At 71.9% G+C, this 12494-nt stretch carries 9 protein-coding genes; 7 read left to right on the top strand and 2 right to left on the bottom strand.

The window, feature by feature from the left end:
* On the bottom strand, window positions 1–408 hold the full coding sequence (locus BJ971_RS39005) for a CBS domain-containing protein (RefSeq protein WP_184998293.1): 408 nt from the start codon (window positions 406–408) through the stop codon (window positions 1–3).
* Window positions 409–453: 45 nt separating this feature from the next.
* Window positions 454–2187 carry a proline--tRNA ligase gene (locus tag BJ971_RS39000; RefSeq protein ID WP_184998292.1) on the bottom strand — a complete coding sequence of 578 codons (1734 nt, stop codon included), beginning with the start codon at window positions 2185–2187 and terminating at the stop codon, window positions 454–456.
* 93 nt (window positions 2188–2280) lie between these two features.
* Between BJ971_RS39000 and BJ971_RS38995 the strand changes: the two genes are divergently transcribed.
* The 7 genes from BJ971_RS38995 (at window position 2281) to BJ971_RS38965 (ending at window position 12254) form a co-directional block, all read left to right on the top strand.
* Window positions 2281–3180, top strand: a complete 900-nt coding sequence (locus tag BJ971_RS38995) for a sulfurtransferase (protein ID WP_184998291.1) — start codon at window positions 2281–2283, stop codon at window positions 3178–3180.
* Window positions 3181–3320: 140 nt separating this feature from the next.
* Complete coding sequence (locus BJ971_RS38990) at window positions 3321–5081, top strand: HSP90 family protein (RefSeq protein WP_184998290.1); 1761 nt, start codon at window positions 3321–3323, stop codon at window positions 5079–5081.
* Window positions 5078–7912 carry a tetratricopeptide repeat protein gene (locus BJ971_RS38985; RefSeq protein ID WP_184998289.1) on the top strand — a complete coding sequence of 945 codons (2835 nt, stop codon included), beginning with the start codon at window positions 5078–5080 and terminating at the stop codon, window positions 7910–7912. Before BJ971_RS38990 ends, BJ971_RS38985 begins: the two co-directional genes overlap by 4 nt.
* A gap of 52 nt (window positions 7913–7964) precedes the next feature.
* A complete protein-coding gene (locus BJ971_RS38980; RefSeq protein ID WP_184998288.1) occupies window positions 7965–8567 on the top strand; it encodes a TetR/AcrR family transcriptional regulator in 603 nt (200 codons plus the stop codon).
* 175 nt (window positions 8568–8742) lie between these two features.
* Entirely contained in the window at window positions 8743–10101 is a 1359-nt protein-coding gene (locus BJ971_RS38975; RefSeq protein WP_184998287.1) for an acetyl-CoA carboxylase biotin carboxylase subunit, read from the top strand.
* 6 nt (window positions 10102–10107) lie between these two features.
* Entirely contained in the window at window positions 10108–10989 is an 882-nt protein-coding gene (locus tag BJ971_RS38970) for a hydroxymethylglutaryl-CoA lyase (protein WP_184998286.1), read from the top strand.
* 65 nt (window positions 10990–11054) lie between these two features.
* Window positions 11055–12254, top strand: coding sequence for a hypothetical protein (locus tag BJ971_RS38965; protein WP_184998285.1), 1200 nt, complete (start codon window positions 11055–11057; stop codon window positions 12252–12254).
* Window positions 12255–12494: the final 240 nt, after the last annotated feature.

The following is a 12494-nucleotide window of genomic DNA, read 5'->3' as shown; positions in this document are numbered from 1 at the left end:
CTACGTCGCGTTCGCCCGTCCCGACTCCGAGGTCGGCAGGAGGGCAACGTCACTCAGGCTGAGGATGCCGACGAGGTTGCGATCCGCGTCGCACACCAGTAGCCGGCGGATGCCGCGGTCGCGCATCGCCTGCACCGCCTCCTCCACTGTGGCGAACTGGTCGATCATGATCAGCTCGCGGGAGGCGATCGACGCCAGCGTCGTCGCCGCCGCCTGCAGGCCGGCGGCGACCGCCCGCACCACGATGTCGCGGTCGGTCACGATGCCGGAGAGGGTGGGGCCGTCGGTGACCACGACGTCGCCGATCTCCTGGTCGCGCATCACCTGCGCGGCCTCGTCCAGCATCGTGCCGCCGGGCAGGTAGACGATCTGCCGGGTCATCACGTCAGCGACCGCTGTCCTCGCCATTGGTCCGTAAACCTCCACCCGTGTCCGCGTCCGTCTCCGGCCCGCTTACCCGGCCAGCTCCTTCATTACACGCGTCACGTCCGCGAGCGGAACGTCGCGCCGCTCTCCGGTACGCCGGTCGCGCACCTCCGCGTACCCCTCGGCGAGACGGCGGCCGACCACGACGATCCGGCGGATTCCGATCAGCTCGGCATCGGTGAACTTCACCCCCGCCGACAGCTGCGGCCGGTCGTCGACGAGCACCCGCAATCCCTCCGCGAGCAGGGTCGCGCCGAGGTCGAGGGCCGCCTCGACCTGACCCTCCTTGCCGGCCGCGATCACGTGCACGTCGGCGGGGGCGACCTCGTCCGGCCAGAGCAGGCCGCGGTCGTCGCGGTGCTGCTCGGCGATCGAGGCGACCGCGCGCGAGACGCCGATGCCGTAGGAGCCCATGGTCAGGCGCGCGGGCTTGCCGTCCGCGCCCAGCACGTCGACCTTGAAGGCGTCGGTGTAGCGCCGGCCCAGCCGGAAGATGTGTGCGATCTCGATGCCGCGCCGGATGGTCAGCCCGCCGGTGCCGCACGCCGGGCAGGGGTCGCCGGCCCGAACCTCGGCGGCCTCGACGGTGCCGTCGGGGGTGAAGTCCCGGCCCGCGACGACCGAGGTCGCGTGCCGGCCGGGCTCGTTGGCGCCGGTGAGCCACGCGGTGCCGGTCGCGACGCGCGGGTCGGCCAGGTAGCGGATCTTGATGCCCTGCGGCCCGATGTAGCCCTTGACCAGGTCGGGGTGCGCCTCGAAGTCGTCGAACACGCTGACGGTGGCCGGGCTCAGCGCGGCGTCGAGGCGCTTGGTGTCGATCTCGCGGTCGCCGGGCACGCCGACCGCCAGCAACTCGTCCTCCCGGCCCGGGTGGTGGACGGTGAAGACGACGTTCTTGAGGGTGTCGGCGGCCGTCCAGTCGGTGCGGCCGTCGAGCGCACGCGCGTTGGCGAGGTCGACGAGCGCGGCGATGGTCGGGCTGTCCGGGGTGTCGTGGACCGTCAGCCCGGGGTGCTCGCGCCCGGGTACCGCGGGGACCGGGGTGACGACCGCCTCGGTGTTGGCCGCGTACGCGCAGGCGGTGCAGCCCACGAACGTGTCCTCGCCCACCTCGGAGGAGGCCAGGAACTCCTCCGACGCGGAGCCGCCCATGGCGCCGGAGGTCGCCGACACGATGGTGTGCTCGAGCCCGAGGCGCTCGAAGACGCGCTGGTAGGCCGCCCGGTGCAGTGCGTACGCCGCGCCGAGGCCCGCGTCGTCGAGGTCAAACGAGTAGGAGTCCTTCATCAGGAACTCGCGGCCGCGCAGCAGGCCGGCGCGGGGCCGGGCCTCGTCGCGGAACTTCGTCTGGATCTGGAACAGGACCAGGGGCAGGTCGCGGTACGAGCTCGTCATGTCCTGCACCAGCAGGGCGAACATCTCCTCGTGCGTGGGCGCGAGCAGGAACTCGGCGCCGCGGCGGTCCCGCAGCGTGAAGATCTCGTCGCCGTACTCCGTCCAGCGGCCGCTCACCTCGTACGGGTCGCGGGGCAGCAGGGCCGGGAAGGCCACCTCCTGCCCGCCGATGGCGGTCATCTCCTCCCGGATCACCTGGGTCACGCGGTCGAGCACCAGCCTGCCGAGCGGTAGCCAGGTGAATCCGCCCGGTGCCGCGCGCCGGATGTAGCCGGCCCGCAGCAGCAGCCGATGGCTCGGCACCTCCGCCTCGGCCGGCTCCTCGCGCAGGGTCTTGAGCAGCATCGTGGACATTCGCAGCAGCATGATTCGCAGCCTAGGTACGGCCGCCGCCCGCGACACCCGGTTATCCGGGGTTACCGCCCGGGCCGGGCGCCGCCGACGCGATAGCGTGTGAACATGTCAGTCGAGAACGACCCGGCGCCGTCCCTCCAGGCGTACGCGCACCCCGGCATGCTGGTCACCACCGATTGGCTCGCCGCGCACCTCGGCGACCCCGGCCTGGTGGTCGTCGAGTCGGACGAGGACGTGCTGCTCTACGAGAGCGGTCACATCCCCGGCGCGGTGAAGGTCGACTGGCACCTCGAGCTGAACGACCAGCTCGTCCGCGACTACCTCGACCCCGCAGCCTTCGCCGCCATGTGCGAGGCCAAGGGCATCGGGCGCGACGACACGATCGTGTTCTACGGCGACAATTTCAACTGGTGGGCGGCGTACGCCCTCTGGGTCTTCAGTCTTTTCGGACATCGTGACGTCCGGCTGCTCGACGGCGGCCGCCAGAAGTGGGCCGCCGAGGGCCGCGAGCTGACCCGCGACCGCACCGAGCGCCCGCCGGTGAACTACCCGGTGCCGGTGCGCGAGGACGGCCAGATCCGCGCCTTCCGCGACCAGGTCGGCGCGCACGTCGCGAGCGGCCATCCCCTCGTCGACGTGCGCTCGCCGCAGGAGTACACCGGCGAGCTGACCCACATGGCGGCGTACCCGCAGGAGGGTGCGCTGCGCGGCGGGCACATCCCCGGCGCGGTCAGCAAGCCGTGGAAGTCGGCGGCGAACGACGACGGCACGTTCAAGGCGGCCGACGAGCTCACCAGGATCTACCGGGACGAGCTGGGCCTGGACGTCGGCGACGACGTCATCGCGTACTGCCGGATCGGTGAGCGGTCCAGCCACACCTGGTTCGTGCTCCAGCACCTGCTCGGCTATCCGCAGGTGCGCAACTACGACGGCTCCTGGACCGAGTGGGGCAACCTCGTCCGGGCGCCCATCGTCAAGGGCACCGAGCCGGGCAAGATCTCATAAGCCGGGTGTCCAACATCGACTATGTCCCGGCCGTCACGCTGTTTTTGCGCTGGTCGACGCGGGAGTAATGAACTCCGGAACGTCGTAGCCTCCCTGTAGCCTGAGCGACCACAGCGCCGACGGGAGGGCGAGAACCACCAGTGAGCAACACCTTCCAGGTCGATCTTCGGGGCATCGTCGACCTGCTCAGCCACCATCTATACGCCAGCCCGCGGGTCTACGTCCGCGAGCTCCTGCAGAACGCGGTCGACGCGATCGTCGCCGTTCGGCAGGACGAGCCGGCCACCCCGGGCCGGGTCGTCATCGAGTCCTCCGACGCGACCGGCGACGGCAGCCTGCGCATCACCGACGACGGCATCGGCCTCACCGAGGAGCAGGTGCACGAGCTGCTCGCCACCATCGGCCGCAGCTCCAAAAGGGACGAGCTCGGCTTCGCCCGCCACGAGTTCCTCGGCCAGTTCGGCATCGGCCTGCTCTCCTGCTTCCTGGTGGCCGACGAGATCCGGGTGCACACCTGCCGGGCCGGCTCCCCGCCCGTGCTGTGGACCGGCTACGCCGACGGCCGCTACGACGTCCGGCCCGGGCCCGACCGCGAGCCCGGCACCGCCGTCACCCTGCTGCCGCGCCGCGGCGCCGAGATGTACCTCGTCGGTGCGACCGTCACCCAGCTCGCCACCCTCTACGGCTCGCTGCTGCCGGTCGAGGTCACCGTCGACGGCACCGTCGTCACCGCCGGCGAGGTGCCCTGGGCGGCCGGCCGCCGCGCCTCGATCGCGTACGCGGAGCGGACCCTGGGCTTCACCCCGTTCGACGTGATCGAGCTGGACGTGCCCGAGGCCGGCCTCACCGGCGCCGCGTACGTGCTGCCGACGCCGGTCAATCCCGCGACCCGCGGCGGCCACCGCGTCTACCTCAAGCGCATGCTGCTCGCCGAGGCCGTCGAGGGCCTGTTGCCGGAGTGGGCCTTCTTCGCCCGGTGCATCGTCGACAGCACCGAGCTGAGGCCGACCGCCAGCCGCGAGGCGCTCTACGACGACAGCCTGCTCGAGGCCACCCGGGATGCCATCGCGGATCAGCTGCGCGGCTGGCTGGTGCGGCTCTCGTCGTCGGACCCGCGCCGGCTCGCCGAGTTCCTGCGCATCCACCACCTCGGCGTCAAGGCGCTCGCCCTGCACGACGACGAGATGCTGCGCCTGGTCGAGCAGTGGTGGCCGATGGAGACCAACGCCGGCCAGACCACGCTCGCCGAGTTCCGGGCCCGGCACGGCCTGCTGCGCTACGCGGCGACGACCGACGAGTTCCGGCAGCTCGCCGCGGTCGCCGCCGCCCAGGACGTCGGCCTGATCAACGGCGGCTACACGTACGACGCGGAGATCATCGAGCGGCTGCCGCAGGTGGACCGGGAGATCAAGGTCGAGCGGCTGGAGCCGACCGACCTGGCGACCCGGTTCGAGGCCCTGGACGCGGCGGTCGAGCTGCGGCTGCGCCCGTTCCTGTCGGCGGCGCAGCGGCGGCTCGACCGGCTCGGCTGCGAGGTCGTCGTGCGCACGTTCGAGCCGGCGAACCTGGCGGCCCTCTACCTGGTCAGCCGGGCGGCGCATCTCCACGAGGAGTTCACCGCGACCCGCGCGAAGGCCGACGACCTGTGGGGCGGCGTGCTCGACGCGCTCGCCGACACCGAGGCGCCCGAGCGGCCCCAGCTGGTGCTCAACCATCGCAACCCGCTGGTGCGCCGGGTGACCGCGCTCGGCGACCCCGACCTGACGGCCCTGGCCGTCGAGGCGCTGTACGGCCAGGCGCTGCTGCTCGGCTACCACCCGATCAGGCCGGCCGACGCGGCGCTGCTCAACACGTCGTTCCTCGGACTGCTGGGCCGGGCCGTTCCCGGGGAGGAGCGGTGAGCCGGTCGGTCGAGGAGCTGTGGGTGCTGTTCCGGGAGGCGCACCGCATGCCGTACGGCGCCGCGCAGATCGCCCTGGTCGAGCAGGTCATCCGGCACGCCGACGCGCTGGGCGAGCGGGAGCTCGGCTACGAGGCGCGCATCCTCGCCACCACCGCGTACACCTACGGCGGCGAGGTCGCGAAGTCGTTCGTGACGTTCTCCTGGTGCCTGAGCGACTTCGACCGCGACCCGGCGGCGTTCCACGCGCGCAGCCGGCACACGCTGTACTGGCACTTCAAGTACATGGTGTCGGCGCTGACGAAGTTCCCCGAGGTGCCGCTGGAGCGAACCTACGCGGTGCTTGACGACATGGAGCGCCGCTACCGCGAGGCCGGGCACAGCCTCCAGGCCGTGCACAAGCACCGCTACGTGGTGGCCCGGCACGTGGGTCTCGAGGCCGAGGCCGACGGCCTCTACGAGCGGTGGAACACCACGCCCCGCGACGACCTCTCCGACTGCGCGGGCTGCGACCCGTCGTCGCAGGTCACCTACCTGTCCGGCCGGGGCCGGTATGAGGAGGCGGTGGCGCTCGCCGAGCCGGTGCTGGCGGGCCGGCTCACCTGCAACGAGCAGCCGCAGACGATCCTTCGTGGACTGATGGTGCCCTATCTGCGTACCGGGCGGCTGGAGCAGGCCGCGGACGCGCACCGCCGGTCCTACCGGCTGATGCGCGGCAACCTCGCCGACCTGTGGGACATCGGCGACCATGTCGCCTTCTGCGCGCGCACCGGCAACGAGAACCGCGGGCTGGAGATTCTCCAGCGGCACGTCGACTGGCTCGAGCGGGCGCCGTCGCCGGCGGCGGGGATGAACTTCGCCGCGTCGTCGGCCATGCTGCTGCGCCGGCTCGTCGCGCTCGGCCACGGCGACACCATCGTGCACCGCCGCGAGCAGGGCGACATCGCCGCAGCGGCGCTGGCCGAGGAGCTGGCGGCGCACGCGACCGGGCTGGCGCTGCGCTTCGACGCGCGCAACGGCACGACGACCCAGAGCCGGCAGATCGCGGAGGAGATCTCCGCCGAGCCCTATGACGTCGTGCTCCCGCTCTCGCCGTCGACCCGTCGCGGCCCGGCGGCGAAGCCGCAGACCCGGGTGGACGCGAAGCCGGCGCCGGTGGAGGTGCCGGCCGACGCTTCCGCGGACAGCCTGCTCGACATGGCCGAGGAGCACGAGAACCAGGATCGCGAGGACGCCGCGGACGCGGTCATGGCGATCTACGACGACCGCTACGGCCGGGCGGCGCCGCACGCGATGCGCGAGGCTCGCCGGGCCATGCTGCTGGGCGGCCAGCGGTGGCGTGCCGACGACCACGAGGGCACCGCCGCGGCCTGGGGCCGGGCGATCGACCTGTTCACCGAGGCCGGCAGCGAGATCGACGCCTCGGTCGCGAGGGGCCGGCTCGGCGTCTCGCTCGCGTGCACCGGACGGCCCGACGAGGGCCGGGCCCTGGTCGAGCCGGACACCGCGTACCAGCAGGAGCACGGTGACGCCCGCCGGCGCGCGGCCGCCTGGTCCCGGCTGTCGCTCGTCAATCTCCTGCTGGACCGCCCCGACGAGGCCAACGAGGCGCACGACAAGGCGGAGCGGGCCGCGGCCGAGACCGGCGACGCCCGGTTGGCGGCCTTCTACCTGGCGCGGCGCGCCTCGAACCGGGCGGCAGCCGGCCGCAACGAGGAGGCCCTCGCCGCGGCGACCGAGGCCCGGGCCTATTTCCTTGAGCACGGGCCCGCCGCGCGGCTGGCCGACGCCTCGGTCCTCTTCGGCCAGCTCACCCACGATCCCGAGCAGGCGGTCACGGCGTTCGGCGAGGTGCTGGCGGCGGTCGACCCGGAGGGCGCGCTCACGGCGCGACTCGGGCGGGGCCGGGCGCTGGTCCAGCTCGAACGGGCCGCCGAGGCCGTCGACGACCTGGTCGAGGCCGTCGCCCTCTGCACCGAGCAGGACCTCGACGAGGGCGGCGCGTTCGTCCGGCAGGAGCTGGCCGACGCATACCGGCAGGCGGGCCGGGTCGTCGAGGCGGCCGAGGTCGGCGAGGAGGCCCTTGCGACGTTCGAGCGGCTCGGCCATGACGAGGCCGCCGACAACACCCGCTTCCTGCTGGCCGGCCTCTACCGCGAGCTCGGGGACAGCGTCGGCTCGCTGGTGCTCTACGAGGCGCTTGTCGAGCGGCTCGGCGCCAACCTGGCCGGCCGCGGTCAGATCCGCGAGAACGGCGGCGACCTGCTCTTCCGGCTGGACCGCGACGCCGAGGCGGCGGAGTGGTTCGGCGCCGGCGCCGAGGACCTGCGCGTCGCCGGCGACCCGCTCGGCGAGCTGCGGCTGCTGCGCCGCCGGGTGATGGCCCTGCACTGGGCCGACGACGTGGCGGCGGCCGTGGAGACCTTCGAGCTGGCCGAGCGCAGGCACGCCGGTCTGGGTTCCGGCGTCGCCGGGCAGCCGGACGCGATCTGGGAGCGGGCCATGCTCGGGTTCGAGATGAGCCGGCTGCTGTTGGCCCGCGGCCGGGCGGTCGAGGCTGTGCCGTACGTCACGGGTTCGCCCGAGCGGCTGCGCGCGATCGGCGCCCGGAGCGAGGCTGAGCAGGTCGCGACGATGCTCGGCGAGGCGCTGCTGCGCTCCGGCCGTCCGCAGGAGACCGAGGACCTGCTCTGGCCGGTGCTCGGCGAGATGGCTCAGGACGCGCCGTCGCGTCAGGTCGCGGCGCGGGTGCTCGCCGAGGCACTGGAGGCTCGGGGCGCGGACGAGCAGGCGGCGAGGCTGCGCCGGACCGAAGGCGTCGAGGAGTCGTAATCGGCTGAACGGCCGTTAAGGCATCGGCTTGACAGCGGGTTAGAGTTGCCAGGTGACGGTAGATCAGCAGCAGCGTCCCGGCCCGCCGGCCCCCCGTCGGCGCTCGCGCCGTGACGAGATCCTCGAGATTGCGGTCGGCCTCTTCGCCGCCCGGGGGTACCACGGTGTGTCGATGGACGACATCGGCTCCGCCGCCGGCGTGACCGGCCCGGCTCTGTATCACCACTTCGCCGGCAAAGAGGCCATGCTGGTGGCCGCGCTCATCCCGGTCAGTGAGGGCCTGCTGCACGGCGGCAGGGAGCGGGTGGGCCGGCACCGCGAGGACGCGCACGCCGCACTCACCGACCTGATCGAGTTCCACGTCGAGTTCGCGCTGGCGAACCCGGCGGTGATCGCCCTGCACCTGCACGAACTGGACCGCCTTCCCGAGGAGCCGCGCCGGCAGATCCGCCGCCTGCAACGCCTCTACGTGGAGGAGTGGGTCGGCGTGCTGGCGACGCTGCGCCCCGACCTGGAGGGCGGCGAGGCGCGGGTGCTGGCACATTCGGCGTTCGGCCTGATGAACTCGACGCCGTTCCTGGGTGGCGAGGTGGACCGCCGGCGCCGCGCGGACCTGCTGCGCGAGGCGACGGCACACGCCCTCATCGGCAGATAGGCGCGGCCCGAGCCCGGGTTGACGGCCGCGCCGGCCCGACCGGCGGAGCGACGGTAGCGAGAGTCTCCCGGCTCCGCGCGGACAGCCATGCGCCCGGTGAGGCCGCGGCGGACGGAAAGCGCACCACCGCAAGGCAGCCGGCCGCCGAGACGGCCGGAACGCACGAGGGAGAGAAATGATCGAGTCGCTGCTCATCGCCAACCGGGGTGAGATCGCCCGCCGGATCATCCGCACCGCCAAGCGGCTGGGTATCCGGTCGATCGCGGTCTACTCCGAGGCGGACGAGGGCATGCCGTTCGTCGCCGAGGCGGACGAGGCGGTCTGCGTCGGCCCGGCCAACCCGGCCCTGAGCTACCGCAACACCGAGGCGATCCTGACCGCAGCGAAGTCGACCGGCGCGCAGGCAATCCACCCCGGCTACGGCTTCCTCAGCGAGAACGCCGACTTCGCCCGTACCGTCGAGGCCAACGGCCTGGTGTGGGTCGGCCCGTCCGCCGATGCGATCACCGCGATGGGCGACAAGATCAATGCTCGGAACCTGATGGCGGAGGCCGGCGTTCCCGTCGCCCCCGGCACCCACGACCCGGCGGCGACCGTCGAGGCCGCGATCGAGGCCGCCGCGACCATCGGGTACCCGGTGATGGTCAAGGCCGCCGCGGGCGGCGGCGGCATGGGCATGGCGGTCGCGAACGACGAGGACGGCCTGCGCACCGAGTACGACAAGGTCCGCGCGTTCGCCGAGCGCATGTTCGGCGACGGGTCGGTGCTGATCGAGCGCTACTTCCCCCGGGTACGCCACGTCGAGGTGCAGATCCTCGGCCTCGCCGACGGCCGGGTGGTCGCGCTGAGCGAGCGCGAGTGCTCGGTGCAGCGCCGCAACCAGAAGCTGGTCGAGGAGGCGCCCTCGCCCGCGGTCGGCCCCGAGCTGCGCGAGCGGTTCCTGGCCGCGGCCGTCAAGGCCGGCGAGGCCGTCGGTTACCGCAACGCGGGGACCGTCGAGTGCCTGCTGGACCCGGCGACCGGCGAGTTCTTCTTCCTGGAGATGAACACCCGGCTCCAGGTCGAGCACCCGATCACCGAGCTGATCCACGGCATCGACCTGGTCGAGGAGCAGCTGCGGATCGCGTCGGGCGAGGCGCCGACGTTCGACCCCGCGACGGTGCACGCCACCGCCGGTCACGCCATCGAGCTGCGGATCAACGCCGAGGACCCGAAGCGGTTCCTGCCCGGCCCGGGCAAGGTCGCGACCTGGGTCGAGCCGTCCGGCGAGGGTGTCCGGGTCGACTCCGGCTACGGGCCCGACACCACCGTCACGCCGTTCTACGACTCCCTGATGGCGAAGCTGATCCTGGTCGGCACGGACCGGGAGGACGCGATCGCCAAGGCCCGGACGGCGGTGGCCGGATTCGAGATCGTCGGGCCCAAGAACAACCTGCCGTTCTTCGCCGAGTTGCTCGAGAACGCCGAGTTCCTCTCCGGCGACTACGACACCGGCATCGTCGGCCGCATGCGTGAGAAGCCCAAGAAGGGGTGATCTGACATGACGAACACCGTCTCGATCCGCGAGGTGGCCCCTCGCGACGGACTCCAGAACGAGGAGCCGATTCCGACCGACAACAAGGTCCGGCTGATCGACGCCCTCTCCCGCACCGGGGTGCGGCGGATCGAGGCGGTCTCGTTCGTGCACCCGAGGGCGATTCCGCAGATGGCCGACGCGGACGAGGTCTGGGCGCGTTCCTGGCACAATCCGGACGTCCGTTACTCGGCGCTGATCCCCAACACCCGCGGCGCCGAGCGCGCGATCCGGGCGGGCTTCAAGGAGATCGAGGTGGTGGTGTCGGCCAGCGACACACACAACCGCCGAAACCTCAATCGCTCGACCGAGGAGTCGCTCGACGACATCACGGGCCTGATTCCGCTGATCCACGAGGCCGGCGCCAAGCTCGAGGTGATCGTGGCGACCAGCTTCGGGTGCCCCTTCGAGGGTGACATCGACCCCAAACGGGTGGCTTCCATTGTGGAGCGGGTCCGCGCCGACGGCGCGGACCGCATCGCGTTCGGCGACACGACCGGCATGGCGACGCCGCGCCGGGTCCGTGACCTGCTCTCGGAGGTACGCCCGGACCTGCTGCACTTCCACAACACCAGGGGTACGGGGCTGGCGAACGTCCTGACCGCCCTGGACCTGGGCATCACCGAGTTCGACGCGAGCGTCGGTGGCATCGGCGGCTGTCCGTACGCGCCGGGCGCCTCGGGCAATATCGCGACCGAGGAGGTCGTGCACATGCTCGAGGACATGGGCATCGACACGGGAATTGACCTGGAAGAACTCATCCGGGTGGCGGAGCTCGCCGAGGGGCTGCTCGGCCGCACTCTGCCCTCGGGTGTTCTCCGCGCCGGACCCCGTGCCCGATTGGTCTGATTCACCTCCGCTTTCCCGATCGTTTCGGTGTTCCCGCGAAGCGATCATTTTTCCCGATTGTTTGCGTGACTCCGGCTGTGCCGCTTCGTTACCAATACCGAGCGGCCGATATCGCCTCGTTCTTTCGAGAGGTATTCGGTCGCCGGTCTGAAGTCGACGACGAGGGGCGGGACCAAATGACAGGGCCGGAGGTCGAGCGCGATGCGCGCACGGCGTTCCCGCTCTCGTCAGTTCCGTCCACCGGTGTCGCCGCGCCCATGCCGCCCCAGAGCCAGGGGGCGGAGCGGCGCAGCGGGCACCGCGCAGGACGCACCGGTTCCCGGTGGGCCCTGCGGGCACTTGTCGTCGGCGGTCTTGCCGGCGCGGCCTGGCTGCTCACCGGTGCTGCCGCGCACGCTGCGGACCATGGTTCGACGGACGGGGGACTCACCCTCGACTCGTCGATCATCGGTACGGCGGTGCACGGCGGCGACCGCCACGAGCCGGTGGTCAATCGGATCCTCAAGGCGGCCACCAAGCCGCTGGAATCCGACCGCCGAGGTCTCGTCTCCGCGGTACCGCTGCCCAACAGGGTTGCAGGAACGCTGAACGGGACCACTAGGAGCAGGACCGACGCGGATGCCGCCCACGGCGGGGTCAACGGCGTCGTCAGGGGGTTGACCAGCCCAATTCGCCTTGCCGGCGAAGCGGTGGACACCCGCAATCTCGTCCCGATCACCGATCTGCCGCAGGGCCGCCTCCTGAACGACGTGGCGGCCACGGCGGTGCCGGTGAAGCACTCCGCGCACCGAGTCGTCGTCTCCGGTTCGGAGCACGACGCACCCGAGGCGGATGCCGACCGTTCCGGTGCAGACCGGATCGGCGTCGACGAGGTCGTCGCCGATGAGTTCGGCGGAGCGGCTGTCACGGGCGAGGAGGCTCCGGTGGTTGAGCCTGCGCTCGACCGGCGGAGCACGGTGGGAACGACCGTCACCCGGCAGCACGAGATTGCTGCCGATCGGCACCAGGCCGCCGTCACGGTGGCCGAGCCGAAGATGGTCAGCGACACACCCGGCGGTGACGCACCCGCACCTTTGCGGGGAAACCTCGGGGCAGCGAATGGCGTTCCGGCCTCCGGGCCGGGATCTGCGACGGATGGTGGCTCAGCGGCCTTCCTTCCGGCCAAGGTCGCGGACAGCACGGTGGCTCGCCGCCGGCTGACGATCGCGACAGATGTCGAGGTCCGGCGGCATGACGCCGAGGCACCGACCGTCTCACCTGACTAGTGCTGACACCGGCCGGCGCGTAGCAGATCCACTGATCATCAGCGGATCCGTGCGCCCGCACCACGGGCCCGATTCCTCACCCGCCTGCGAACAGGCGGCGAATCACCTCTGGGCCCAGGGTCATCACTTTCACCGCACCGAAGGCGCCAGTAAATCCAGGGCGCATGTCGACAAGCGGGGTCAGGGCAGTCGAAATAACGCCAGGGCACCGCTGCGCCCGAAAGCACCGATCAATTGAAT

Source organism: Amorphoplanes digitatis, assembly GCF_014205335.1.
Classification (GTDB): domain Bacteria; phylum Actinomycetota; class Actinomycetes; order Mycobacteriales; family Micromonosporaceae; genus Actinoplanes; species Actinoplanes digitatus.
The sequence above is the reverse complement of the archived record's forward strand: the minus strand, read 5'-3'. Positions and strand labels throughout refer to the sequence as shown.